This is a genomic window from Burkholderia sp. Ed8, from assembly GCF_040761425.1.
Taxonomy (GTDB): Bacteria; Pseudomonadota; Gammaproteobacteria; order Burkholderiales; family Burkholderiaceae; genus Burkholderia; species Burkholderia seminalis.
Map to the genome: position 1 here is coordinate 698,098 of NZ_CP142886.1, position 25,431 is coordinate 723,528.

Consider the following 25,431-nt stretch of genomic DNA (forward strand, 5'->3'; position numbering starts at 1 on the left):
CCGGCGCATTCCCGGGCGCGCGGCGCCCTTTCCCTTTCGTTACAGCAGCGGCCCGCTCAGTGCGTCGAGCAGCTTGCGCACGGGCGCCGGGACGCCGTACGCATCGAGCCGGCTCAACGGCACCCAGGCGGTATCCGCGTCGCGCGCGGACGACGGCAATCCACCGCCGTCCGCGATATCGCTCAGCCGCGGTTCGATCTCGAGCCGGAAATGCGTGAAGGTGTGCGTGAGCGGGGCGAGCGGCACCGTGCCGCCGCCGCCGAAACCGCGCGCGAGTTCCGCGAGCGCGGCGTCGCCGTCCGCTTGCGGCAGGCTCCACAGTCCGCCCCAGATCCCGGTCGGCGGGCGGCGCTCCAGCAGCACGGCATCGCCATCGCGCAGCACGAGCATCCAGGTCCTGCGCGTCGGCACGGCCTTCTTCGGCCGCGCGGCCGGCAGTTCGCGCTGGCGGCCCGTCGATTGCGCGACGCAGTCGCCCGCGAACGGGCAGCGCGCGCAATCGGGCTTGCCGCGCACGCACAGCGTCGCGCCGAGATCCATCAGCCCCTGCGTGTAGGCACTCACGTCGGCCGCGTTCGCGGCATCGGGCAATAGCGATTCGGCGAGCGCCCACATGTCGTTCTCGACCCGCTTCTCGCCCGGAAACCCCTCGACGCCGAACACGCGCGCGAGCACGCGCTTCACGTTGCCGTCGAGAATCGTCGCACGCGCGCCGTAGGCGAACGACGCGATCGCGGCGGCCGTCGAGCGGCCGATGCCCGGCAGTTCGGCCAGCGCGTCGGGCGTCGCCGGAAACGCACCGCCGTGTTCGGCGACGACGGCCTGCGCGCAGCGATGCAGGTTGCGCGCACGCGAGTAGTAGCCGAGCCCCGCCCACAGCGCCATCACGTCGTCGGCCGGGGCGGCCGCGAGCGCCGCGACGTCGGGGTAGCGTTCGAGAAAGCGCGTGTAGTACGGAATCACGGTCGACACCTGCGTCTGCTGCAGCATGATTTCCGACAGCCAGATCCGGTACGGATCGCGGGTGTTCTGCCACGGCAGGTCGTGGCGGCCGTGCTCGCGCTGCCACGCGACCAGGCGCGTGGCGAACGTGCGGTGCAGCGGCGTGACGGGGAACGGAGCGGGGGCGATGCGGGGCGGCTTCAAGTTATCTAATCGTGAAAAAAGGTTTCAACGCTGGCAGGTCGGACAGAAATAGGTCGACCGCTGGCCCTGCACGATCTGGCGGATCGGCGTGCCGCATACGCGGCACGGCTGGCCCGCTCGGTCGTAGACGAAGCAGTCGAGCTGGAAGTAGCCGCTTTCGCCGTTGCTGCCGACAAAATCGCGCAACGTGCTGCCGCCGCGCTCGATCGCGTCGGCGAGCGTCGCGCGCACCGCGTCGGCCAGCCGCTCGTAGCGCGGCAGCGAGACCTTGCCGGCGGCCGTCGTCGGCCGGATGCCGGCGCGAAACAGGCACTCCGACGCATAGATGTTGCCGACGCCGACGACCATGTCGCCCGCGAGCAGCGCCTGCTTGACCGACACCGTGCGGCCGCGCGTGCGCGCGTGCAGCAGCGCGCCGGTGAACGCCGGCGAGAACGGCTCGACGCCGAGGCTCGCGAGAAGCGGATGCGCGTGCACGTCGCCTGCTTCGCGCGGGTGCCACAACACGGCGCCGAAGCGGCGCGGGTCGCGGAACCGCAGCACGAATTCGTCGAAGATCCAGTCGATATGGTCGTGCTTCGCGGCGACCGGCACGCCGGCCGCGGGCAGCACGCGCAGCGTGCCCGTCATGCCGAGATGGACGATGAACCAGCCGGCGTCGACCTCGAACAGCAGATACTTGCCGCGACGCTCGACGGCGAGCACCTCGCGCGCGCGCAACTGCTCGGCGAGCCCCGCCGGCACGGGCCAGCGCAGCATCTCGGTACGGACGTCGACACGCTCGACGCGGCGGCCCGCGACAAAGGGCTCGATGCCCCGGCGCGTGACTTCGACTTCTGGCAACTCTGGCATGTTTTACGGGTCTGAGGCTGGATTCACGATCGTGCGTGTATTGTAGCGAGCGCGTTACAATCGGTTGAAACATCGAACGGATTTCCATGACTCTGCCCTCGAAGCTGCTTCAGAAGCGCCCCGCCGCCGTGCGCGGCGTGCGCGCCTTCCCGGTCCGCCGTGCACTCGGCGCCGCGCTGTTTGCCGCCTGGACCCTCACCGCCTTCCCGGCCCACGCGCAGGATCCGGCATCGGACGACGCGGAGCCGCAGGGTGCGTTCGAGCATGTGATGCCGGACGAGCAGAAGAATCTCCCCGGCGTGCCGCTGACGAGCCAGATCGTCTACCAGGTGCTCGCCGCCGAGGTCGCGCTCCAGCGCAACCAGCCGGCGCCCGCCTACCAGACCTACCTCGCACTTGCCCGCGACACGCGCGATCCGCGCATGGCGCAGCGCGCGACCGAGATCGCGCTCGGCGCGCAGAGCCCGGCCGACGCGCTGTCCGCCGCGAATCTGTGGCGCCAGTACGCGCCGGATTCGAATCGGGCGTCGCAGGTCGATGCCGCGCTGCTGGTGCTCGCCGGCAAGCCGGCCGACGCGCAGCCGATGCTCGCGCGCGAGCTGGCCCGCGCGACCGGCGAGACGCGCGGCCCGGCGATCCTCGCGCTGCAGGCGCTGCTCGTGCGCGGCCCCGACCGCGTCGGCGGCCTCGCGGTGCTGAAGGACATGCTGAAGAACGACATGAACCGCCCCGAGGCCCAGCTCGCGATCGCACGGCAGCAGCTCGCGGTCGACGACAAGGACGGCGCCGCGCAGTCGCTGAAGCAGGCGCTGGCGCTGCGCCCCGACTACCTGCCGGCGGCGCTGATGCTGTCGCAGATGGGCCCGGCGGAACGCGCGGCCGGCATCGCCTCGTTCGAGAAGTATGTTCAGCAGAATCCGAAGTCGCGCGATGCGCGGCTCGCGCTGTCGCAGCTGTATCTCGCCGACGACCGCCTCGACGACGCGCAGAAGCAGTTCGAGACGATGCGCAAGCTCGACGCGAAGGATCCGACGCCGCTGATGGCGCTCGCGCTGATCAAGATCCAGCAGAAGAAGCTCGACGAAGCGACCGCCTACCTGAAGCAGTACGTGCAGCTCGGCAACAAGCAGCCGAACCTCGACGTCGGCCAGGGCTACATCTACCTCGCGCAGATCGCGATCGACCAGAACAACGACGCGCAGGCGTCGCAATGGCTCGACAAGGTCGACCAGACGAGCCAGCACTACCTGCCCGCGCAAATCACGCGCGCGCAGCTGCTGCAGAAACAGGGCAAGACCGACGAGGCGCGCAAGGTGCTCGACGACCTGCCGATCACCGATCCGCGCGACGCGGCCGTGGTCGCGCGCACCGACGCGTCGATCCTGTTCACAGCGAAACGCTATCCGGAAGCCGAGGCGCGGCTCGGCCAAGCGGTCCAGGACTTCCCCGACGATCCCGACCTGCGCTACGACTACGCGATGGCGGCCGAAAAGACCGGCCACTACACGACGATGGAAAAGCAGTTGCGCGAGCTGATCCGCACGCAGCCCGACAACCCGCAGGCGTACAACGCGCTCGGCTATTCGCTGGCCGACCGCAACCAGCGCCTGCCCGAAGCCAGCAAGCTGATCGACAAGGCGATGGCGCTCGCGCCGAACGACGCGTACATCATGGACAGCCTCGGCTGGGTGAAGTACCGGATGGGCGACACGGCCGGCGCGACGAAGGTCCTGCGGCGCGCGTACGAACTGCAGCCGAACGCCGAAATCGGCGCGCACCTCGGCGAAGTGCTGTGGAAGAGCGGCGCGCAGGACGACGCGCGTTCCGCATGGCGCGACGCGCAGAAGCTCGAACCCGACAACGAGACGCTCGTGCAGACGCTGAAGCGCCTCCAGATCAACGGCCTCTGATGCGGATGTTCCCGACGCTTTCCCTGTTCTCCCGCGCGCAGCGCACGCTGGCCGCGGTCGGCGCGGCGCTCGCGCTCGCCGGCTGCGCGAGCACGCCGCCGTCGGCCAGCGCGCCGGCGACCGGCGCGGTGCTGCAAACGGCCGCGTCGCATGCTTACCACGGCCGCTTCGCGGTGCAGTACGACGACCGTCTCGGCAAGCAGCAGCACGTGTACGGCAACTTCGACTGGCAGGAACACGGCGACGACGTGTCGCTCGAGCTGCGCAGCCCGCTCGGCCAGACGCTCGCGATCGTGAAATCGACGCCGCAGGCAGCCTCGCTCGAACTGCCGAACCGTCCGACGCAATACGCGCCGGACGTCGGCGACCTGATGCAGAAGACGCTCGGCTTCGAACTGCCGCTCGCCGGCCTGCGCTACTGGCTGCTGCCGACGGCCGCGCCCGCGACGCAGGCGGAAACCGTGCGCGACCCGGCCGACGGCACGCGCGTCAAGCAGATCCGCCAGGACGGCTGGACGATCGACTACCTTGCCTACGCGGATGCCCCGGCCACGGGCGTCAAACGCGTCAACCTCGTGCGCGCGACACCGCCGCTCGACATCAAGCTCGTGCTCGACCAGTGAGCACCGGCCCAGCCCAGACATACGCATGACCGATTCGACCCGCTCGCTGCGCAACTGCCTTGCGCCCGCGAAACTCAACCTGTTCCTGCACATCACCGGCCGTCGCCCGAACGGCTATCACGACCTGCAGAGCGTGTTCCAGCTGCTGAACTGGGGCGATACGCTGCACTTCACGCTGCGCGACGACGGTCGCGTCGCACGCGTCACCGACGTGCCCGGCGTGCCCGAGGAAAGCGATCTCGTCGTGCGCGCGGCCAACCTGCTGAAAACGCATACGGGCACCGCGCACGGCGTCGACATCGAGATCGACAAGTGCCTGCCGATGGGCGCCGGTCTCGGCGGCGGCAGCTCCGACGCGGCGACGACGCTGCTCGCGCTGAACCGCCTGTGGCAGCTCGACCTGCCGCGGGCCGAGCTGCAGTCGCTCGCGGTCAAACTCGGCGCCGACGTCCCGTTTTTTATTTTTGGAAAAAATGCGTTCGCAGAGGGTATCGGAGAAGAATTAGCTGAGGTAGAATTGCCGACTCGCTGGTTCTTGGTTGTGACGCCAAGCGTTCATGTCCCGACCGCTGAAATATTTTCAGATGAGTTGTTGACAAGAGATACGAAGCCCGTCACAATTGCTGACTTTCTTGCACAGCAAACCAGCGATGCGGGATGGCCAGATAGCTTCGGCCGGAACGACATGCAGGAAGTTGTAACAAGGAAGTACGCGGAAGTTGCGCAGGCGGTCAAATGGTTGTATGATGTGACCCCCGCGAGGATGACCGGCTCCGGAGCAAGCGTGTTTGCAGCGTTTCACAGCAAGCACGAGGCAGAAGCGGCGAAAGCCAAGCTGCCCGCCAGCTGGAAGGGCGCAGTTGCCGAGAGTCTGAACGAGCATCCGCTCTTCGCTTTCGCGTCATGAAGTTTTACTTTGCCGAACGGCCTACACGAGTTCGGTGAAGCAGTCAGTTAAGTGTAGGGGAGTCGCCAAGTTGGTCAAGGCACCGGATTTTGATTCCGGCATGCGAGGGTTCGAGTCCTTCCTCCCCTGCCAAAAATTTTCCCGCATTTCCCGCCCCAAGCCTGAAGCAGGTGCACGATGAGCAGCCACAGCCATGATGGCCTGATGGTCTTTACTGGCAACGCGAATCCCGCGCTTGCCCAGGAAGTCGTCAATATCCTTGGTATCCCCCTCGGCAAAGCAATGGTCAGCCGTTTCTCCGACGGCGAGATCCAGGTCGAGATCCAGGAAAACGTGCGTGGCAAGGACGTCTTCGTCCTGCAATCCACGTGCGCACCGGCGAACGACAACCTGATGGAACTGATGATCATGGTCGATGCGCTCAAGCGCGCATCCGCCGGCCGGATCACCGCAGCCATCCCCTACTTCGGCTACGCTCGTCAGGATCGCCGCCCGCGTTCGGCGCGGGTCGCGATCTCGGCGAAGATCGTCGCGAACATGCTGGAAATCGCCGGCGTCGAGCGGATCATCACGATGGATCTGCACGCCGACCAGATTCAGGGCTTCTTCGACATCCCCGTCGACAACATCTACGCAACGCCGATCCTGCTGGGCGACCTGCGCAAGCAGAACTACTCGGATCTGCTCGTCGTGTCGCCGGACGTCGGCGGCGTGGTGCGTGCCCGGGCACTCGCGAAGCAGCTCAACTGCGATCTCGCGATCATCGACAAGCGTCGCCCGAAGGCGAACGTCGCCGAAGTGATGAACATCATCGGTGAAGTCGAAGGCCGCACCTGCGTGATCATGGACGACATGGTCGATACGGCCGGCACGCTCTGCAAGGCCGCACAAGTGCTGAAGGACCGCGGTGCGAAGCAGGTGTTCGCGTACGCGACGCACCCCGTGCTGTCGGGCGGCGCCGCGGATCGCATCGCCGCCTCGGCACTCGACGAGCTGGTCGTCACCGACACGATCCCGCTGTCGGCCGAATCGCTGGCCTGCTCGAAGATCCGCTCGCTGACGAGCGCGAGCCTGCTGGCCGAGACGTTCTCGCGGATCCGCCGCGGCGATTCGGTGATGTCGCTGTTCGCGGAATCCTGATCGCGAATCGACGGAACAAAGCATGCGCGGAAAGCGAAGCGGCAACGCTTCGCTTTTTGCACAATCGGACGGGATAGACGAAACCCCGGCCGTTTCATCAGGGGCCGCCGTTTGACGGCCCCGTTTTACTGCCTGGTCGCGGGCAGCTATTGGAGAATCATATGAAAGTCGTCGCTTTCGAGCGCCAACAGCAAGGTACGGGTGCGAGCCGCCGCCTGCGCAACGCTGGCAAGACCACGGGTATCGTTTACGGTGGCGAAGCCGCCCCGCAAAAGATCGAACTGGATCACAACGCCCTGTGGCACGCCCTGAAGAAGGAAGCTTTCCACTCGTCGATCCTCGACCTCGAAGTGGCTGGCCAGTCGCAACAGGTTCTGCTGCGCGACGTGCAATACCACCCGTTCAAGCAACTGGTGCTGCACGTGGACTTCCAGCGCGTTGACGCGAAGAAGAAGCTGCACACGAAGGCACCGCTGCACTTCCTGAACGCGGAAGTCAGCCCGGCCGTGAAGCTGTCGAGCGCGATCGTTTCGCACGTCGCGACGGAAATCGAAATCGAGTGCCTGCCGGCCGACCTGCCGGAGTTCCTCGAAGTCGACCTGTCGAAGATCGAAGCCGGTCAATCGCTGCACGCGAAGGACATCACGCTGCCGAAGGGCGTCGCGCTGGTCGCGCACATCGACGCGGAAAACCCGGTCATCGCTTCGGCGACGGTCCCGGCTGGTGCCGTGTCGGACGCAGCCGAAGGCGAAACGCCGGCTGCCTAAGCGGCTGCCTACGTGCCCCATCGATCCGTTTCACGAAACGGTCGACGCAACCCGCCGCGGCTTGCCCGGCGGGTTTTTCTTTTTCTGCGCCCAGGCGGCCGCTGCCGCCTTCGAAACGTCATGATCAAACTGATCGTCGGCCTCGGCAATCCCGGGGCGGAATACACCGCGACGCGCCACAACGCCGGCTTCTGGCTGATCGACCAGCTCGCCCGCGAAGCCGGCACGACGCTGCGCGACGAACGCCGATTCCACGGCTTCTACGCGAAAGCGCGCCTGCACGGCGAGGAAGTCCATCTGCTCGAGCCGCAGACCTACATGAACCGCTCCGGCCAGTCGGTCGTCGCGCTCGCGCAATTCTTCAAGATCCTGCCCGACGAGATCCTCGTCGCGCACGACGAGCTCGACCTGCCACCCGGCACCGTGAAGCTGAAGCTCGGCGGCGGCAGCGGCGGCCACAACGGCCTGAAGGACATCTCCGCGCACCTGTCGTCGCAGCAGTACTGGCGGCTGCGGATCGGCATCGGCCATCCGCGCGACCTGATTCCGGAAAGCGCACGCGCCGGCGCGAAGCCCGACGTCGCGAACTTCGTGCTGAAGCCGCCGCGCCGCGAGGAGCAGGACGTGATCGACGCGTCGATCGAACGCGCGCTCGCCGTGATGCCGATGGTCGTCAAGGGCGAACTCGACCGCGCGACGATGCAACTGCATCGCAACTGATCGCCGCTCGCACCGGCCCGGTGCATCGGGCCGTCCGGCGTCGCCGGGCGGCTGCGCCCGCCCCACTACGACGCGCACATGCGGTAATCTCGACGTTTTGCCCGACAGGAGCCAAGCGGTGAGCCGTTACTGGAGCGACGTCGTTCAGCAACTCGTGCCTTACGTGCCGGGCGAGCAGCCCGCGCTCGCGCACCCCGTCAAGCTGAACACCAACGAGAATCCCTATCCGCCGTCGCCGCGCGTCGTCGCGGCGATCGCACGCGAACTCGGCACGACCGGCGACACGCTGCGTCGTTATCCCGACCCGGTCGCGCGCGCGCTGCGCGAGACGGTCGCGGCCCATCACCGCATCAAGCCCGAGCAGGTGTTCGTCGGCAACGGCTCCGACGAGGTGCTCGCGCACACGTTCCAGGCGCTGCTGAAGCACGACCGGCCGCTGCGCTTTCCGGACATTACGTACAGCTTCTATCCGACCTACGCGCGTCTGTACGGTGTCGAGACCGCGATCGTGCCGCTCGCGGACGACTTCTCGATCCGTGTCGACGACTACCTCGACGATGCCGGCGGCGTGCTGTTTCCGAACCCGAATGCGCCGACCGGGCGCGCGCTGCCGCTCGCGGATGTCGAGCGGATCGCGGCCGCGAACCCGTCATCGGTCGTCGTGATCGACGAGGCGTATGTCGATTTCGGCGCGCAGTCGGCGATTACGCTGATCAACCGTCATCCGAACCTGCTCGTCGTGCACACGACGTCGAAGGCGCGCTCGCTCGCCGGCATGCGCGTCGGCTTCGCGTTCGGCGATGCGGCGCTGATCGACGCACTGAACCGCGTGAAGGACAGCTTCAACTCCTATCCGCTCGACCGGCTCGCGCAGGTCGCCGCGCAGGCCGCGTATGAAGACACCGACTATTTCGACGCGACCTGCCGGCGCGTGGTCGACAGCCGGACGCGGCTCACGCACGCGCTCGACGCGCTCGGCTTCGACATCGTGCCGTCGGCGGCGAATTTCGTGTTCGCGCGCCATCCCGCGCACGATGCGGGCACGATCGCGGCGAAACTGAAGGAACGGGAAATTTTCGTGCGGCACTTCCGGCTGCCGAGGATCGACCAGCACCTGCGCATCACGGTCGGCACCGACGCCGAATGCGACGCGCTCGTCGCGGCGTTGCGCGAGTGGCTGGCCTGATAAGGAAGAACCGGCGCCGGGTGGCGCCGCTCTGAACGCAGGACGCGCGCTCGCCCATCAACGGGCGCGCGTCACTGCCGGATCACGATGCGTCGTCGCCCTTCACGGCGATCAGCGCGTGATACTTCTCCATCAATTGCGCGTGCGATTCGTCATGCTGCGGATCGCGCGGAATGCATTCGACCGGACACACCTGCTGGCACTGCGGTTCGTCGAAATGGCCGACGCACTCGGTGCACTTGTTCGGGTCGATCACGTAGATGTCCGGGCCCATCGAAATCGCGCCGTTCGGGCACTCGGGCTCGCACACGTCGCAATTGATGCACTCGTCGGTAATCATCAAAGCCATACTGATCTCACTTCCTCAGGCCGGCGGCCGGCTTCGCGACGAAACCGGCCGGCGCCGCATCACGCGGCAGGGCCTCCCATCGCCGTCACTTTCTCGGTCAGCCACTTCTCGACGGACGGGAACACGAACTTGCTGACATCGCCGCCCAACTGCGCGATTTCGCGCACGATCGTCCCCGAGATGAACTGGTACTGATCGGACGGCGTCATGAACATCGTCTCGACGTCGGGCAACAGGTAGCGGTTCATCCCCGCCATCTGGAACTCATATTCGAAATCGGACACGGCACGCAGGCCGCGCACGATCACGCGTGCGTTGTTGGTCCGGACGAAATCCTTCAGGAGGCCGGTGAAACTCATCACCTTCACGTTCGGGTAATGGCCGAGCACCTCGTTCGCAATCGTCAGACGTTCTTCGAGCGAGAAAAACGGCTTTTTCGCGCGGCTGTCGGCGACGCCCACGACCAGCGTATCAAAAATGCTCGACGCACGCCGCACGAGGTCTTCGTGCCCGCGCGTCAGCGGATCGAACGTACCGGGATACACGGCGACTACCATGTCGCTCCTCCTGTCATCTCGCAAACGGGATGGCAGCCGTGCGATGCGCACGCCACTGCCGAGATGGGCATGCGTCGCCTTTGCGGCGCGCCGCCTCGTATGGAACGCGCATTATTCATCATTTTCGCGCCGCAGCAAATGATAGTGAACCGCGCCGGCCTTGCCGTGCTTCACCACCTCCCAGCCCGCGAGCGCCTCGTGCGCGGCCGGGTCGAGTTCCGCCCCCGTTTCGACGTACAGCGCGCCGCCCGCCGCGACGAGCGGCGCCGCCAGCGCGATCGCGCGATCGAGCACGGCCGGTTCGCCGAACGGCGGATCGAGAAACACGACGTCGAACGCGCCCGGCGTGAGCCCGGCTGCGAGCCGCAGCGCATCGGCCTCGGCAACCTCGACCGAACGGGCGCCGAGCTTGTCCTTGATCGCCCGCAGCTGCTGCGCGGCGCGCGGGTGACGCTCGACCATCACGACGCCCGCCGCGCCGCGCGACGCGGCCTCGAAGCCGAGCGCGCCGGTGCCCGCGAACAGGTCGAGGCAGCGGCGGCCTTCGAGATCCTGGCCGAGCCAGTTGAACAGCGTCTCGCGCACGCGATCGGGCGTCGGCCGCAGGCCGTCGAGATCGAGCACCGCGAGCGGCGTGCGCTTCCAGTCGCCGCCGATGATGCGGATCGTGTGCGGCTTGCCGCGGGCAGGAGGGGCCGCCGGGCGGCCGGAAGAGGAACGGGACATACGGGATATCGACGACGGAGGGACCGGGCGCGCGCAGGGGCGCACCGCCAAACAGGCGCACGTTACCACAGCGGCGGCGCGCGCTGACGCGAGCGCCACGCCGCACTGATAAAATGCACGGTTTCGGCCGCCGTGCGCCGCGCCCGCGCGAACGCAGAACGGCCCGCCCAGCGCCCCGCCTCTCTCGGCGGGCCTGCCCTCTTCCCGACGTCAGACCATGTTCAGTTTCTTCAAACGATTCAAGAAATCGCAGGAGCCCGATCCGGCGGAATCGCAATCGGCCGACGCGCAGCAAGCGGACGAGCCGTCCGATGCGCCCGCGCCCGTGGCCCCGCCCGCGGCCGACGTGCCGCAGGCACCCGCGCAACCGGCCGCGCCGGCCGTCGTGATGACGGTCACGCCGACCAACGACGGCCGCGACGAGGTCGTCGAGACGGTCGAGATCGTCCCGCCGCCGCTGCAGGACGCGTCCGCGAAGAAGTCGTGGCTCGCGCGCCTGAAAACGGGGCTCGCGAAGACGGGCTCGAGCATCACCGGCGTCTTCGTCAACACGAAGATCGACGAGGATCTGTACGAGGAGCTCGAAACCGCGCTGCTGATGTCCGACGCGGGCGTCGATGCGACCGAGTACCTGCTCGGCGCGCTGCGCGAAAAGGTGCGCACGGGCCGGCTGACCGACCCGCAGCAGGTGAAGGGCGCGCTGCACGACCTGCTCGTCGAACTGCTGACGCCGCTCGAGAAATCGCTGATGCTCGGCCGCGCGCAGCCGCTCGTGATGATGATCGCCGGCGTGAACGGCGCGGGCAAGACGACCAGCATCGGCAAGCTCGCGAAGCATCTGCAGAGCTTCGACCAGTCGGTGCTGCTGGCCGCGGGCGATACGTTCCGCGCGGCCGCGCGCGAGCAGCTCGCGGTCTGGGGCGAGCGCAACAACGTGACGGTCGTGCAGCAGGAAAGCGGCGATCCGGCCGCGGTGATCTTCGACGCGGTCAGCGCCGCGCGCGCGCGCAAGATCGACGTGATGATGGCCGATACGGCCGGCCGCCTGCCGACGCAGCTCCACCTGATGGAAGAGCTGAAGAAGGTAAAGCGCGTGATTGCGAAGGCGCACGACGGCGCGCCGCACGAAGTGCTGCTGGTGATCGACGCGAACACCGGCCAGAACGCGCTCACGCAGGTGAAGGCATTCGACGACGCGCTCGGCCTCACGGGCCTGATCGTCACGAAGCTCGACGGCACCGCGAAGGGCGGGATTCTCGCCGCGATCGCGCGGCAACGCCCGGTGCCCGTCTACTTCATCGGCGTCGGCGAAAAGGTCGAGGACCTGCAGCCGTTCAGCGCGGTGGAATTCGCGGACGCGCTGCTCGGCTGACCCTCGCCGGCACGCATCGCACGGGGCGCCTTCGGGCGCCCTTTTTCATGCGCGCCCGCTCGTCACCAGCGGCGCGCCGCGCTCATTCCGCGTCGGGCTGCGCGCCCGGCTCGGCGGCCTTGAACGCGTCGAGCGCCGCGGCGTGGTCGGCGATCCGCTGGATCGTCGGGAAGCGCGTGGTATCGATCGAGAAGCGGTTCGCGTTGAACACCTGCGGCACGAGGCACACGTCGGCGAGCGTCGGCGTGTCGCCGAAGCACAGCTTGCCGGTGCGCGGATCGCTCGCGAGACGCGTCTCGAGCGTCTCGAAGCCGGCCTCGATCCAGTGCCGGTACCACGCGCTCTTCGCCTCCTCGGGCACCTTCATCGTGTGCTTCAGGTACTTCAGCACGCGCAGGTTGTTCAGCGGATGGATTTCGCACGCGATCTGCAGCGCGATCGCGCGCACGTATGCGCGATCGACCGGCTGCTTCGGCAGCAGCGCGGGCTCGGGATGGATTTCCTCGAGATACTCGATGATCGCGAGCGACTGCTGCAGCGTCGCGTCGCCGTCGACCAGCGTCGGCACGACCGCGTCCGGATTCACTGCGCGGTACGCGTCCTTCAGTTGCTCGCCGCCGTCGCGCAGCATGTGCACGGGAACATAGTCGAACGGCAGCCGCTTCAGGTTCAGGGCAATCCGCACGCGGTACGACGCGGAACTGCGGAAATAGCTGTAGAGCTTCATGGGATGTCTCTGTTGGTCGTATTCGGCCGGCAACGGCACGGGCGCGGCGCAACCGGCGCGCGCACCGCCGGGACCCAGAGTGTAGCGCGGCACGATGCGCGGCCGCGCCCGTGCGATACTCGGGCATTCCTCACCGCTCACCGCGCGGCCCGATGCCGGCCGCCCGCCCCACGCCCCGATGACCGCTTCCCCCGACACCGCCGCCGCTCCGTTCCCTTGCGCCCGCTTCATCAAGGAAATCGGCCGCGGCCCGAACGGCGCGCGCGCGCTGTCCGCCGAGGACACGTTCGCGCTCTACCGCGCGATGCTCGACGCACGCGTGTCGGACGTCGAACTCGGCGCGATCCTGATCGCCTATCGGCTGAAGGGCGAAACCGCCGACGAACTGGCCGCGATGCTCGCCGCCGCGCAGGCGTCGTTCGAGCCCGTGCACGTGCAGGACGCCGCGTTCCGCCCGGTCGCGATCCCGAGCTACAACGGTGCGCGCAAGCAGCCGAACCTCGTGCCGCTGCTCGCGCTGCTGCTCGCGCGCGAAGGCGTACCGGCGCTCGTGCACGGCGTGGAGCGCGATCCCGGTCGCGTGACGAGTGCGGAGATCTTCTCCGCGCTGTCGCTCGCGCCGTCGGCGTCGCACGATGCGATCGAGGACATGCTGGCCGAGCGCCGCGTCGCGTTCGCACCGATCGGCGTCCTGGCGCCGCGCATCGCCCGCCTGCTGTCGATGCGCAGCGTGCTCGGCGTACGCAACTCGACGCACACGCTCGTGAAGATCCTGCAGCCGTTCGCGCCGGCCGGGCTGCGGCTCGTCAACTACACGCATCCGCCGTACCGCGACAGCCTCGCGCAGCTGTTTCGCGATCATCCGGACGCCGCGCTGGGCGGCGCGCTGCTCGCGCGCGGCACCGAGGGCGAAGCCGTCGCCGACACGCGGCGCCAGGTGCAGGTCGACTGGCTGCACGACGGCGTGTGCGACACGCTGATCGAGGCCGAGCGTTCGTCGACCGATGCGCCGCCCGTCGCGCTGCCCGAAGCGCGCGATGCGGCGACCACGGCCGCGTGGACGGACGCCGTGCTGCGCGGCGAGGTGCCGGTGCCGGACACGGTGGCGCGGCAGGTCGCGACGATCGTGGAGATCGCGCGCATCGCACGCTGACGACGCGGCCGCGACCGGCCCCTTTGTCCCGACCATTTGACACGCGCCCGCATCCTGGCATAGAGTGACTGCCATGCGTTCCTTTCCGAACACCCTCCGAATTACCTCCGGCCGCCTAGCGCGGCCGCTATCGCTACGACTAGCCTAAGGCTGTCGTAGCGCCGTGTGCTGTCCGCACGGTCCCTCCCAGCAGTTCCTCGCAGTACCCCTCTCGCAGTTTTTACAACCGAAGTCGTCAGCATTCGTCCGTCTATCCGTCGGCCGATTCGCGAAGATCATCCGCATCCGCGGCGCAATGGCGCGCGGCGATGCGAGGCAGCGCCAACCGTCGCTCATGCCGCCCGTCTTCGCTCGCGACTTGAGACCCGAGGTCCAGAAGATGCAGCGCAATCCGCAAGACAAGTACCGTCCGTTCGAACCCGTCCGCCTCAATGGCCGCCGCTGGCCGTCCCGCACCATCGAGCGCGCGCCCGTGTGGATGAGCACCGACCTGCGCGACGGCAACCAGTCGCTGATCGAGCCGATGAGCATCGAGCAGAAGCTCGAATTCTTCGAGATGCTGGTGGCGATCGGGTTCAAGGAGATCGAAGTCGGTTTTCCGTCGGCGTCGCAAACCGACTTCGATTTCGTCCGCAAGCTGATCGACGACCAGCGGATTCCCGACGACGTGACGATCGAGGTGCTCGTGCAGTCGCGCGAGGACCTGATCGCCCGCACGTTCGACGCGCTCGAAGGCGTGCCGCGCGCGATCGTGCACCTGTACAACGCGGTGTGCCCGTCGTTCCGCCGCATCGTGTTCGGGATGTCGAAAAACGACGTGAAGGCGCTCGCGATCGACGGCACGCGCATCATCAAGGCGCACGCCGACGCGCGCCCCGACACGCAGTGGACCTTCCAGTACTCGCCGGAAACCTTCAGCATGACCGAGCTGACGTTTGCACGCGAGATCTGCGACGCGGTCGCGCAGACGTGGCGCCCGACCCGCGACCACAAGATGATCGTCAACTTGCCGGCCACCGTCGAAGCCGCAAGCCCGAACGTGTTCGCCGACCAGATCGAATGGATGGACCGCAACCTCGCGTATCGCGACAGCATCGTGCTGTCGGTGCATCCGCACAACGACCGCGGCACCGCGGTGGCGGCGGCCGAACTCGCGCTGCTCGCGGGCGCCGACCGCATCGAGGGCTGCCTGTTCGGCAACGGCGAACGCACCGGCAACGTCGATCTCGTCACGCTCGCGCTGAACCTCTACACGCAGGGCATCGACCCGGGCCTCGACTTCTCCGACATCGACGCGGTGCGCCGCGTCGTCGAACGCTGCAACCAGATTCCCGTGCACCCGCGCCACCCGTACGCGGGCGACCTCGTGTTCACCGCGTTCTCGGGCTCGCACCAGGACGCGATCCGCAAGGGTTTCGCGCAGCAACGCCCCGACGCGGTCTGGGAAGTGCCGTACCTGCCGATCGACCCGGCCGACCTCGGCCGCAGCTATGACGCGGTGATCCGCGTGAACAGCCAGTCCGGCAAGGGCGGCGCGACGTTCCTGCTCGAACGCGGGATGGGCTTCACGCCGACGCGGCGCGTGCAGATCGAATTCAGCCACGCGGTGCAGACGCTCGCGGACGCATCCGGCGAGGAAGTGACGGGCGACGCGATCTGCGCGCTGTTCACGCGCGAATTCTTCGAGACCGACGGCCCGGCCGCGCGCCACGGCGGCAGCGCGCGCTGGCAGAACCGCGAGATCGCGGCGGCGCCCGCGGCCGCGACCGAGTCGGCGCCGGAGGACGCCGTGCGACGATTCGCCGCGGCCTTCGCGGCGGCGGCCGGCGCCGCGATCGACGTCGCGTCGTGCGAATCGGTGCGCGCGACGGACGGACGGTTCGCGGTATCGGTCGGCTGCCGGGTCGGCGACGCACCGCTGCGGCACGGCGTCGGCCTGCATGCCGATGCGGCGAGCGCCGCGCTCGACGCGGTCGTCAGTGCGATCAACCGATCGGCGTGGCACTGCACGGACCACCGCGCGGCGGCCTGACGGCCGCGCATCGACCGAGCGTTCAAACGTCAGCGAGCGGAACGACCGCCCGTGCGCCGCGCGATCCGCGCCGCACGGGCCAGCAAAAAGCGGCCCAGAAGGCCGCTCGATTCGGGGGCATGAAAAGGAGCGCGACGCGCGCTCATGTCTCGGTCGCGCACCGCGTCGCCTGCCACGCGAGCAGGCACCAGCGCCCCTGTTCCTCGGTGTGGACGGACGTATAGGCGATCGGGAAGACCAGGCCGCCGTTGTTCGTTTCCATCTCGATCAACGCGCGCCCGGTGACGACGCAGGTTTCGCCGCCGACCGGCAGCACGTCCTGCGACTGGATTTCGATCTGGCGATAGCGGCGGCGGCCGGCGACGATGGCATCGATGAACTGCTGCTTGGTTTCGCGTTTGCCGTTGGTGTGCACGAAGAACACCTTGTCCGACAGCAGCGCGCCGAGCGCCTCGCCGTCCCCGTCCACCATCGCCCGGAACCGATCGCGCTCGAGCGCGCGGATCGCATCGATCACCTTCGCCATCGCCTGACTCCTCGGCAACGCGCCCGCCGTGCGCGGGCGTGCGGATCAGAAGTTGTACTGCACGTAGAACTGGTGGAAATTTATACCAGGATTCGGCTCTTTGATACCCGCGTTAGACACATGTTCAAAACGGTAGCCGACCTGATACTGTTGCCGTTGGCCGAACTGCACGCCGACGCCCCCGGTCGGCGCGAACTGGAACGCGGTCGACAGCGAGAAGTTGTTCGAGATCGTCGGATGGGTCAGGAGCCGGACCCCGCCGCCCGCCTCGATGAACGGGCGAATCTCGCCCGTGCTCTTGATGAAGCGGAACAACGGCGTCACGCCGAATTCGCCGATGCTGCCGTGGACGTTGCCGCCCGTGTGCCAGTATCCGGCGTGCCCTTCGACAACGAACGCGAAGTGCCAGCCGCCGACCTGCCACCAGTTCCAGCCCGGATCCCACACGACGCCCAGGTCGCCCTTGTCGATCCCGCGCCGATCCGAAAACCCGCCGCCCGCCTGGATCCCCCATCGATCCGCGAACGCCGCACCCGATCCGCCCAGCAGGGACGCCGCCAGCAACGCATGCAGCGCAAGCCGGCTGCGGGGCCGGCGATTCTTCTTATTGTTCATCTGACACTCCAACTTTTTGGGTTGAATGGAGCCTGCCGCGACGGCCTGGCCCGAGCGAACTGAATGGTATGGTAAAGGACTTTTCGGATCGGCATCACGAAGCGAAATGGCTTGCTTCCAAAACGGCAAAAATCGAAATCGTCTACTGATTACCATCAGAAACAATGGTTTACGGAACTTCGCGTCGCGCCCCGGGTCGCAGATTAGACTATCGATTCGACTTCTTCGATAGAAAAACGGGAACTCGGATGCCCACGTCCGCTCTAAGGATTAGCACTCGTCTTCCGGGAGTGCTAAGATGGCCCACGGAATCTCATTCGAGACCGGGGGTTTGTCCCTGATTCCAAAGGAGTTTTTAGTGAGCAACGCCCTGACCCTCCCGAACACCCTGAGCCCGACGCCGGCCAAGGCCGAATCGGCAGGCTCGCTGGCGCTCGCAGCCCAATCGATGTTGCCCGGCCAGCTCGGCAACATCGACGCGTACATCCAGGCCGTCAACCGCATTCCGCTGCTGACCGCCGAAGAGGAACGCCGGTACGCAACCGAATTCCGCGAGGACAACAACCTCGACTCGGCGCGCCGCCTCGTGCTGTCGCACCTGCGTCTGGTCGTGTCGGTCGCACGCAACTATCTCGGCTACGGCCTGCCGCACGGCGACCTGATCCAGGAAGGCAACATCGGCCTGATGAAGGCGGTGAAGCGTTTCGACCCGGCGCAAAACGTGCGCCTGGTGTCGTACGCGATCCACTGGATCAAGGCCGAGATCCACGAGTACATCCTGCGCAACTGGCGCATGGTGAAGGTCGCGACGACGAAGGCGCAGCGCAAGCTGTTCTTCAACCTGCGCAGCCACAAGAAGTCCATGCAGGCGATGACGCCCGAGGAAATCGACGGTCTCGCGCAGGAACTCAACGTCAAGCGCGAAGACGTGACCGAGATGGAAACGCGCCTGTCGGGCGGCGATATCGCGCTCGAAGGGCAGGTGGAAGACGGCGAGGAATCGTACGCGCCGATCGCCTACCTGGCCGACTCGCACAACGAGCCGACCGCCGTGCTCGCCGCACGTCAGCGCGACATGCTGCAGACGGACGGCATCGCGCAGGCGCTCGAGGCACTCGACGCGCGCAGCCGCCGCATCATCGAGGCGCGCTGGCTGCACGTCGACGACGACGGCTCGGGCGGCTCGACGCTGCACGATCTCGCCGCCGAATTCGGCGTGTCCGCGGAACGCATCCGCCAGATCGAAGCGAGCGCAATGAAAAAGATGCGCACGGCCCTCGCCGAATACGCGTAAATCCCCGGCGCTCGAGCGCGCCTCGTCGAAAACCGCTGCCCGACCGGCAGCGGTTTTTTTTCGCCCGTCTTTTTCGCGGACTTTCACGCGCTTCCGCATGCGCTTCTCTTCCCGCTTCTCTTCCCGCTTCTCTTCCCGCTTCTCTTCCCGCTTCTCTTCCCGTTTCTCCGCTCGTTTCTCCGCTCGTTTCCCTTCCCGTTTCTCCGCCGATTAATTGAGCTGATTCATCAGGTATTCGGCCATTTGCGGACCCCTTCCGCATAACCTTGATCTGCCTCAACTTTTGCCCCCCGTTTCGCGACGGTCTGCCGCAGCGCAGCACTCGGCATCGGAAAGCAGTCCTTTTAAAATTGGCATGTCAGGCGCAAAAGGATTAAAACAGCTTCACGGCCGTCATAAATCCGACGTAAAGTCGCCCCAAATCCGACGTAAATCGATTCAGGATAATCACCTTGATCTCGATCAATAAAGAGCCTGCGCCGCCTTCCCCGCGGCCGCCCGGCACGATCGGCTGGCGCGCGCGCATCGCCGCGTGGGCACGCGGACCGACCCTCGCCCGCGACATCACCCTGGTGCTGATCGTCAAGCTGATCCTCCTGATGTCGCTCAAATACGCATTCTTCAATCATCCGCAGGCCGAGCACATGTCGCTTCCGCCTGCCGCCGTCGCCGAGAAGCTGCTCTCGGTACCGGCGCCTGCATCTACCGAGGGAGACCACCATGATAAGTAGCGATGTCGTCGATCTGTCACGTCTGCAGTTCGGCATCACGGCGCTCTACCACTTCCTGTTCGTGCCGCTGACGCTCGGCCTGTCCTGGCTGCTCGTCATCATGGAAGCGGTCTACGTGATGACCGGCAAGCAGGTCTACAAGGACATGACGCAGTTCTGGGGCAAGCTGTTCGGGATCAACTTCGCGATGGGCGTGACGACCGGCATCACGCTCGAATTCCAGTTCGGCACGAACTGGTCGTACTACTCGCACTACGTCGGCGACATCTTCGGCGTGCCGCTCGCGGTCGAGGGGCTGATGGCGTTCTTCCTCGAATCGACCTTCGTCGGCCTGTTCTTCTTCGGCTGGAACCGCCTGTCGAAGGTCAAGCACCTGATCGTCACGTTCCTCGTCGCGCTGGGCTCGAACCTGTCCGCGCTGTGGATCCTCGTCGCGAACGGCTGGATGAACAACCCGGTCGGCGCCGAGTTCAACTACCAGACGATGCGCATGGAGCTGACCAGCCTGTTCGACGTGCTGTTCAACCCGGTCGCGCAGGTGAAGTTCGTGCATACGGTGTCGGCCGGCTACGTGACGGCCGCGATGTTCGTGCTCGGCGTGTCGTCGTGGTACCTGCTGAAGAAGCGCGACGTCGACTTCGCGCTGCGCTCGTTCGCGGTCGCGGCCGGCTTCGGCCTCGCGGCGACGCTGTGCGTGATCGTGCTCGGCGACGAATCGGGCTACACGACCGGCGAAGTGCAGAAGATGAAGCTCGCCGCGATCGAATCCGAATGGGAAACGCAGCCGGCGCCCGCGTCGTTCACGCTGATCGGCATTCCGAACCAGGAAGAACAGCGCACCGACTACGCGATCAAGATCCCGTACGCGCTCGGCCTGATCGCGACGCGCTCGATCGACGAGCCCGTGATCGGCCTGCGCGATCTCGCGAAGCACAGCGAGGAGCACATCCAGAGCGGGATGATCGCGTACGGCGCGCTGCAGAAGCTGAAGGAAGGCGACACGAGCGCGGCCACGCGCGCGTTGTTCGACCAGCACAAGCAGTATCTCGGCTACGGGCTGATGCTCAAGCAGTTCACGCCGAACGTCGTCGATGCGACGCCGGAGCAGATCAAGGCCGCCGCGAAGAAGACGATTCCGCCGGTCGCGCCCGTGTTCTTCTCGTTCCGGATCATGGTGTTCCTCGGCTTCCTGTTCCTCGCGACCTTCGTCGCCGCGTTCTGGTTCTGCGCGCGCCGCGAACTGCTGCAGGACAACCGCCGCTGGTTCCTCCGCTATGCGGTGTGGGCGATCCCGCTGCCGTGGCTGGCCGCGGAATTCGGCTGGGTGGTCGCCGAGCTCGGCCGCCAGCCGTGGACGATCGCGGGCATCCTGCCGACGCACCTGTCCGCGTCGAGCCTGCAGCCGAGCGACCTGTACCTGAGTCTCGCGGGTTTCATCCTGTTCTACACCGTCCTGTTCGTCATCGAGATCACGCTGATGTTCAAGTACGCGCGCCTCGGCCCGTCGTCGCTGCATACCGGCCGTTATCACCACGAACTCGCGGCCGCCAGCGAGCGCGCCCCGGCGTGAGCACGCACCCGAAACGGAACAAGGAATCGCTATGGACTATGCAACTCTCAAGCTGATCTGGTGGCTGCTCGTCGGCGTGCTGCTGATCGGCTTCGCCGTCACCGACGGCTTCGACATGGGCGCGACCGCGCTGCTGCCGTTCCTCGGCAAGACCGACGACGAGCGCCGCATCATCGTCAACACCGTCGGCGCGACCTGGGAAGGCAACCAGGTGTGGCTGATCACGGCGGGCGGCGCGATGTTCGCCGCCTGGCCGCTCGTCTACGCGGCGTCGTTCTCCGGCTTCTACTTCGCGATGCTGCTCGTGCTGTTCGCGCTGTTCTTCCGGCCGGTGGGCTTCGACTACCGCAGCAAGCGGCCCGACCCGCGCTGGCGTGCCGGCTGGGACTGGGGCCTGTTCGTCGGCGGCTTCGTGCCGGCGCTCGTGTTCGGTGTCGCGTTCGGCAACCTGCTGCAGGGCGTGCCGTTCAAGTTCGACAGCGACCTGCGCGTGACCTACTACGGCGGCTTCTGGGCGCTGCTGAACCCGTTCGCGCTGCTGTGCGGGCTCGTCAGCCTCACGATGCTCGTCGCGCACGGCGCCGCGTTCATCAAGATGAAGACCGACGGCGTGATCGCGCGCCGCGCCTCGATCGCGCTGCGCGTGGCGTCGTTGCTCGCGGTCGTGCTGTTCGTGCTGGCCGGCGTGCTGGTCGCGTCGACCATCGGCGGCTTCCACATCACGCATGCCGCGCCGACCGACACCGTCGCGAACCCGCTGCTCAAGGATGTCGCCGCCGGCTCGGGCCTGTGGCTCGCGAACTACGGCGAATTCCCGTGGATGATCGCCGCCCCCGTGGTCGGCATCGCGGGCGGCCTGCTCGCGCTGCTGCTCGCCGGCTCGAAGCAGGAGAAGACGGCCTTCTTCTGCACGGGGCTGATGATCACCGGCGTGATCCTGACCGCGGGCTTCTCGATGTTCCCGTTCATCATGCCGTCGTCGCTCGACCCGCGCAGCAGCCTGACCGTGTGGGATTCGACGTCGAGCCACCTGACGCTGCAGGTGATGCTGTTCGCGGTGATCGTGTTCCTGCCGATCATCCTGCTCTACACGAGCTGGGTGTATCGCGTGATGCGCGGCAAGGTCACGCGCCAGACGCTCGAAGAGAACAAGCACTCGATGTATTGAAGAACCGGGCCGGGGCGCGCCGCGCCCTCGCCCATCGTTTCGCAAGGAGTCGGATCATGTGGTATTTCAGCTGGATTCTCGGTATCGGCGTCGCGCTGTCGTTCGGCATCGTCAACGCGATGTGGCTCGAAGCACGGCAGAAGGCGCAGGAAGCACCCGTGCGCGCCCGCCGCGACTGATGCCCGCCTGACCCGCGTGCGGCCGATCGCGCCGCCGCCGTCCGGAACGAACCTCGCATCACGCGAGGTTTTTTTCGTCCCGCCCCCGCCGGACGGGCGCCGTGCATCGATGCCAATTTAGCGCCAGATTGATACCACTTGAATACCAATAAAAGGTTTCATAAGATCGTTGGACACGGCCGCTGACAGGCCGATTCCTTCTTGGGTGGGGGAGACATGCGAATCCCGTGTGGGGCGCGCGCGTGCGCGCCGTGTCGACGTCCGCGTGCGGCGGCGCCCGTCGTGCTCGCGCGCGGCGGGCCGAATCCGGCCGGCTACGCTCGACTCGCCGCCGCGGCAATGGCGGCGCGCCGCCGATGACCCCACGCACACCGCCGCGCCGATCCGATCGGCACGCGTGCCCGCCTCCCGTTCCGTAACGCACGCCCCCGCGTGCAGATTGCGCGTGGTGCGGCCGCATCGCCCCGCGTGCTGGTATCGCCCGCAGCTCCACTGAAAGACCCGATCGCAGCGACGTCGTCCCACGACGCCGCTACGCCTACTTTTTAGGAGTTCGAATGAAAAACATCTTGTCGTCCCTTTTTGCGAGCCTGCCGATCGCGGTGCTGTCGCCGGCCGCGATCGCGGCTCAACCGGCGCCGGCTACCGCCGGCACGACCGTCGGCACCGCGCCAGCCGCCGCGCGAGCGGCCAGTCTCGCGACGCTGCTGTCGAACGGCCTCGCGCTGCGCGTCGCCGTCGACAACAATCACGCGGCCACGGCCGGCGTGCCGTGCGCCGATCTCGGCGCGGACGGCGCGGCCTGCGCGACGGGCCGCCTGATCCTGCAGAACCGTGGCCACCAGGCGATCGCCGACGGCGGCTGGAAGCTCTATCTGCACAGCATCCGCCGGCTGTTGCGGATCGACCGCCCGGGCTTCGCGCTGCGGCGGCTCACCGGCGACCTGTACGAACTGACGCCGCAGCCGGGCTCGGTGCGGCTCGCGCCCGGCGAGCGCATCGAGCTGCCGTTCGTCGCCGAGTACTGGCTGCTGCGCTACAGCGACGTGATTCCGCGCCCGTATGTCGTGGTCGACGGCGCGCCGCCGGTCGTGCTGCGCTACAACGACACCGACGACGAGCTGCGCTACGTCGAATCGCTGCCGGCCGACGCGCAGAACGACTCGACCGGCAATGCACCGCCGGTGGCCGCACGGCCCGACGCGAGCCGCGCGCTGCCGAGCGTGAAACGCGCACAGCCGCTGCCCGGCACGCTCGAGCTGCGCGGCGTCGAACTCGCGCTGCCGGACCTGGCGGACGCGCAGGTCGCGGCACTGCGCGAACGCGCGGCGACACTCGGGCTCGACGGCGCACGCACGCCGGTTCGCGGCGCCGTCGCGCCGCGCCGGCTGCCGGCCGACATCGCGACGCCGGGCGGTTACCGGCTCGCGATCGGGCCGCGCGGCGTGCTGATCGAAGGCTACGATCGCGCGGGCCTCTACTACGGCGTGCAAACGCTCTACTCGCTCGTGCCGGCCGGCGGCGGCCCGGTCCCGGCGATGCTCGTCGAGGATGCGCCGCGCTTCACGCACCGCGGGATGCACGTCGACCTCGCGCGCAACTTCAAGCACCCGGCGACGCTGCGCCGCCTGATCGACCAGATGAGCGCGTACAAGCTCAACCGCCTGCACCTGCACCTGTCCGACGACGAAGGCTGGCGCATCGAGATTCCCGGCCTGCCGGAGCTGACCGAAATCGGCGGGCGCCGCTGCCACGACCCGGACGAGACGCGCTGCCTGCTGCCGCAGCTCGGCTCGGGCCCCGACAACCGCTCGGGCGGCGGCTACCTGACGCGCGACGACTACGTGGCGCTCGTGCGCTACGCGGCCGCGCACTTCGTGCAGGTCATCCCCGAGATCGACATGCCCGCGCATGCGCGTGCGGCCGTCGTGACGATGGAGGCGCGCTACCGGCGGCTGCATGCGGCCGGCCGGGACCAGGAAGCGAACGCGTACCGGCTGCTCGATCCGCAGGACACGACGAACCTGACGACGGTGCAGTTCTACGACCGGCGCAGCGACCTGAACCCGTGCGTGCCGGGCGCGCTCAATTTCGCGTCGAAGGTGATCCGCGAGATCGCGGCGATGCATGCGGACGCGCAGGCGCCGCTGCGCACCTGGCACTACGGCGGCGACGAAGCGAAGAACATCTTCCTCGGCGGGGGCTTCCAGCCGCTGAACGGCACCGACCCGAACAAGGGGCGCATCGATCTCGCCGCGCAGGACAAGCCGTGGGCGCGCTCGCCCGCGTGCACGGCGCTGCTCCAGCGCGGCGAGATCAAGTCGATCGACGAGCTGCCGACGCGTTTCGCGAAACAGGTGAGCGCGACCGTCAGCGCGAACGGGATCGACACGATGGCCGCGTGGCAGGACGGCATCAAGCATGCGAACGGGCCGCAGGACTTCAGCACGCGCCACGTGATGGTGTCGCTGTGGGACACGATCTTCTGGGGGGCGTCGGACAGCGCGCGCGACCTGAGCGGCAAGGGCTACCTGACGGTGCTCGCGCTGCCCGACTACCTGTACTTCGACTTCCCGTACACGCTCAACCCGCGCGAGCGCGGCTACTACTGGGGCTCGCACGCGACCGACGAGTACAAGGTGTTCTCGCTCGCGCCGGAGAACCTGCCGCAGAACGCCGAAGTGATGGGCGACCGTGACGGCAACCCGTTCGAGGCGACCGGCACGGGCCCCGCGCCGCGCATCGAAGGCATGCAGGGCCAGGCATGGGGCGAGGTGATGCGCAACGACACCTTCCTCGAATACATGGCCTATCCGCGGCTGCTCGCGCTCGCCGAGCGCGCGTGGCACCGGGCCGACTGGGAGCTGCCATATGCGGCCGGCGTGCGCTTCAAGCGCGGCGACACGCATCACGTCGACACGGCCGCGCTGCAGCGCGACTGGGCCGGTTTCGCGACGCTGCTCACGCAACGCGAATTGCCGAAGCTCGACCGCGCCGGTGTCGGCTACCGGAAGCCGACCTTCACGCTGACGAATCCGTGACCGGCTGAGCCGTCGGGCGCAGCGCGCGGCAGTCGACTGCCACGCGCCGTCGCCCCGCTCCAACGAAAAACGGCTTGCGACGCATCGCAAGCCGTTTTTCGTTTTACCGCCCGGCCGAACCCGCATCGCGGGTCGGGCCG

The 25,431-nt window shown here is 67.3% G+C and carries 24 protein-coding genes and 1 tRNA gene; 17 read left to right on the forward strand and 8 right to left on the reverse strand.

Annotation, left to right across the window (positions count from 1 at the left end; translation table 11 throughout):
- Nucleotides 1-39 precede the first annotated feature (39 nt).
- Both mutY and mutM read right to left on the reverse strand, forming a co-directional pair.
- Nucleotides 40-1,146, reverse strand: a complete 1,107-nt coding sequence (gene mutY, locus VXM69_RS17165; RefSeq protein WP_124670203.1) for an A/G-specific adenine glycosylase — start codon at nt 1,144-1,146, stop codon at nt 40-42.
- A gap of 24 nt (nt 1,147-1,170) precedes the next feature.
- The gene (gene mutM, locus VXM69_RS17170; protein WP_367189948.1) at nt 1,171-1,998 is read right to left on the reverse strand and encodes a bifunctional DNA-formamidopyrimidine glycosylase/DNA-(apurinic or apyrimidinic site) lyase; all 828 of its coding nucleotides are present in this window, start codon (nt 1,996-1,998) and stop codon (nt 1,171-1,173) included.
- Between the two features lie 86 nt (nt 1,999-2,084).
- Here mutM and VXM69_RS17175 point away from each other — a divergent pair, with 86 nt between their 5' ends.
- The 8 genes from VXM69_RS17175 to hisC all read left to right on the forward strand — a co-directional run bounded on the left by VXM69_RS17175 (nt 2,085) and on the right by hisC (nt 9,251).
- The gene (locus tag VXM69_RS17175; RefSeq protein ID WP_059558731.1) at nt 2,085-3,908 is read left to right on the forward strand and encodes a tetratricopeptide repeat protein; all 1,824 of its coding nucleotides are present in this window, start codon (nt 2,085-2,087) and stop codon (nt 3,906-3,908) included.
- Nucleotides 3,908-4,531: a lipoprotein insertase outer membrane protein LolB gene (lolB, locus tag VXM69_RS17180; RefSeq protein WP_367189949.1), complete on the forward strand. Its 624-nt coding sequence runs from the start codon at nt 3,908-3,910 to the stop codon at nt 4,529-4,531. Before VXM69_RS17175 ends, lolB begins: the two co-directional genes overlap by 1 nt.
- Nucleotides 4,532-4,556: 25 nt before the next feature.
- Entirely contained in the window at nt 4,557-5,438 is an 882-nt protein-coding gene (gene ispE / locus VXM69_RS17185) for a 4-(cytidine 5'-diphospho)-2-C-methyl-D-erythritol kinase (RefSeq protein ID WP_069706839.1), read from the forward strand.
- A gap of 55 nt (nt 5,439-5,493) precedes the next feature.
- A tRNA-Gln gene (locus VXM69_RS17190) sits at nt 5,494-5,570 on the forward strand.
- 45 nt (nt 5,571-5,615) lie between these two features.
- A complete protein-coding gene (locus VXM69_RS17195; protein WP_034189266.1) occupies nt 5,616-6,578 on the forward strand; it encodes a ribose-phosphate pyrophosphokinase in 963 nt (320 codons plus the stop codon).
- Nucleotides 6,579-6,739: 161 nt separating this feature from the next.
- The gene (locus VXM69_RS17200; protein WP_034189265.1) at nt 6,740-7,345 is read left to right on the forward strand and encodes a 50S ribosomal protein L25/general stress protein Ctc; all 606 of its coding nucleotides are present in this window, start codon (nt 6,740-6,742) and stop codon (nt 7,343-7,345) included.
- A gap of 120 nt (nt 7,346-7,465) precedes the next feature.
- On the forward strand, nt 7,466-8,065 hold the full coding sequence (gene pth, locus VXM69_RS17205; RefSeq protein ID WP_034189264.1) for an aminoacyl-tRNA hydrolase: 600 nt from the start codon (nt 7,466-7,468) through the stop codon (nt 8,063-8,065).
- A gap of 118 nt (nt 8,066-8,183) precedes the next feature.
- Nucleotides 8,184-9,251: a histidinol-phosphate transaminase gene (gene hisC, locus VXM69_RS17210; RefSeq protein ID WP_367189950.1), complete on the forward strand. Its 1,068-nt coding sequence runs from the start codon at nt 8,184-8,186 to the stop codon at nt 9,249-9,251.
- A gap of 82 nt (nt 9,252-9,333) precedes the next feature.
- On the opposite strand, the gene VXM69_RS17215 is transcribed toward hisC, so the two are convergent.
- The 3 genes from VXM69_RS17215 to rsmD form a co-directional block, all read right to left on the reverse strand.
- The gene (locus tag VXM69_RS17215) at nt 9,334-9,600 is read right to left on the reverse strand and encodes a YfhL family 4Fe-4S dicluster ferredoxin (RefSeq protein ID WP_006477774.1); all 267 of its coding nucleotides are present in this window, start codon (nt 9,598-9,600) and stop codon (nt 9,334-9,336) included.
- Between the two features lie 59 nt (nt 9,601-9,659).
- Nucleotides 9,660-10,157, reverse strand: coding sequence for a pantetheine-phosphate adenylyltransferase (gene coaD / locus VXM69_RS17220; protein ID WP_021163047.1), 498 nt, complete (start codon nt 10,155-10,157; stop codon nt 9,660-9,662).
- 111 nt (nt 10,158-10,268) lie between these two features.
- Complete coding sequence (gene rsmD, locus VXM69_RS17225; RefSeq protein ID WP_049034320.1) at nt 10,269-10,883, reverse strand: 16S rRNA (guanine(966)-N(2))-methyltransferase RsmD; 615 nt, start codon at nt 10,881-10,883, stop codon at nt 10,269-10,271.
- 217 nt (nt 10,884-11,100) lie between these two features.
- On the opposite strand from rsmD, the gene ftsY reads away from it, so the two are divergent.
- Nucleotides 11,101-12,255, forward strand: a complete 1,155-nt coding sequence (ftsY, locus tag VXM69_RS17230) for a signal recognition particle-docking protein FtsY (RefSeq protein ID WP_034189261.1) — start codon at nt 11,101-11,103, stop codon at nt 12,253-12,255.
- Between the two features lie 82 nt (nt 12,256-12,337).
- Here ftsY and maiA read toward each other — a convergent pair whose 3' ends face one another.
- Nucleotides 12,338-12,982 carry a maleylacetoacetate isomerase gene (gene maiA, locus VXM69_RS17235; RefSeq protein WP_034189260.1) on the reverse strand — a complete coding sequence of 215 codons (645 nt, stop codon included), beginning with the start codon at nt 12,980-12,982 and terminating at the stop codon, nt 12,338-12,340.
- A 178-nt stretch (nt 12,983-13,160) separates the two neighbouring features.
- Here maiA and ybiB point away from each other — a divergent pair, with 178 nt between their 5' ends.
- Complete coding sequence (ybiB, locus tag VXM69_RS17240; protein ID WP_034189259.1) at nt 13,161-14,135, forward strand: DNA-binding protein YbiB; 975 nt, start codon at nt 13,161-13,163, stop codon at nt 14,133-14,135.
- Nucleotides 14,136-14,514: 379 nt separating this feature from the next.
- Complete coding sequence (gene leuA, locus VXM69_RS17245; RefSeq protein ID WP_034189299.1) at nt 14,515-16,167, forward strand: 2-isopropylmalate synthase; 1,653 nt, start codon at nt 14,515-14,517, stop codon at nt 16,165-16,167.
- 142 nt (nt 16,168-16,309) lie between these two features.
- Here leuA and VXM69_RS17250 read toward each other — a convergent pair whose 3' ends face one another.
- Nucleotides 16,310-16,693 carry a nuclear transport factor 2 family protein gene (locus VXM69_RS17250; RefSeq protein ID WP_034189258.1) on the reverse strand — a complete coding sequence of 128 codons (384 nt, stop codon included), beginning with the start codon at nt 16,691-16,693 and terminating at the stop codon, nt 16,310-16,312.
- Nucleotides 16,694-16,738: 45 nt separating this feature from the next.
- The gene (locus VXM69_RS17255; RefSeq protein ID WP_034189257.1) at nt 16,739-17,308 is read right to left on the reverse strand and encodes an acyloxyacyl hydrolase; all 570 of its coding nucleotides are present in this window, start codon (nt 17,306-17,308) and stop codon (nt 16,739-16,741) included.
- A gap of 358 nt (nt 17,309-17,666) precedes the next feature.
- Between VXM69_RS17255 and rpoH the strand changes: the two genes are divergently transcribed.
- The 6 genes from rpoH to VXM69_RS17285 all read left to right on the forward strand — a co-directional run bounded on the left by rpoH (nt 17,667) and on the right by VXM69_RS17285 (nt 25,291).
- Nucleotides 17,667-18,602 (forward strand): RNA polymerase sigma factor RpoH, encoded by a 936-nt coding sequence (gene rpoH, locus VXM69_RS17260; RefSeq protein WP_034189256.1) that lies wholly within the window; start codon nt 17,667-17,669, stop codon nt 18,600-18,602.
- A gap of 452 nt (nt 18,603-19,054) precedes the next feature.
- Complete coding sequence (gene cydP, locus VXM69_RS17265; RefSeq protein WP_034189255.1) at nt 19,055-19,333, forward strand: cytochrome oxidase putative small subunit CydP; 279 nt, start codon at nt 19,055-19,057, stop codon at nt 19,331-19,333.
- Nucleotides 19,323-20,903 (forward strand): cytochrome ubiquinol oxidase subunit I, encoded by a 1,581-nt coding sequence (locus VXM69_RS17270; RefSeq protein WP_034189254.1) that lies wholly within the window; start codon nt 19,323-19,325, stop codon nt 20,901-20,903. The genes cydP and VXM69_RS17270 overlap by 11 nt, the downstream gene beginning before the upstream one ends.
- Before the next feature lie 31 nt (nt 20,904-20,934).
- Nucleotides 20,935-22,071 (forward strand): cytochrome d ubiquinol oxidase subunit II, encoded by a 1,137-nt coding sequence (gene cydB, locus VXM69_RS17275; RefSeq protein ID WP_034189253.1) that lies wholly within the window; start codon nt 20,935-20,937, stop codon nt 22,069-22,071.
- A gap of 56 nt (nt 22,072-22,127) precedes the next feature.
- On the forward strand, nt 22,128-22,250 hold the full coding sequence (gene cydX / locus VXM69_RS17280) for a cytochrome bd-I oxidase subunit CydX (protein ID WP_059233151.1): 123 nt from the start codon (nt 22,128-22,130) through the stop codon (nt 22,248-22,250).
- A 557-nt stretch (nt 22,251-22,807) separates the two neighbouring features.
- The gene (locus VXM69_RS17285) at nt 22,808-25,291 is read left to right on the forward strand and encodes a family 20 glycosylhydrolase (RefSeq protein WP_226253472.1); all 2,484 of its coding nucleotides are present in this window, start codon (nt 22,808-22,810) and stop codon (nt 25,289-25,291) included.
- The last annotated feature ends 140 nt before the right edge of the window (nt 25,292-25,431 follow it).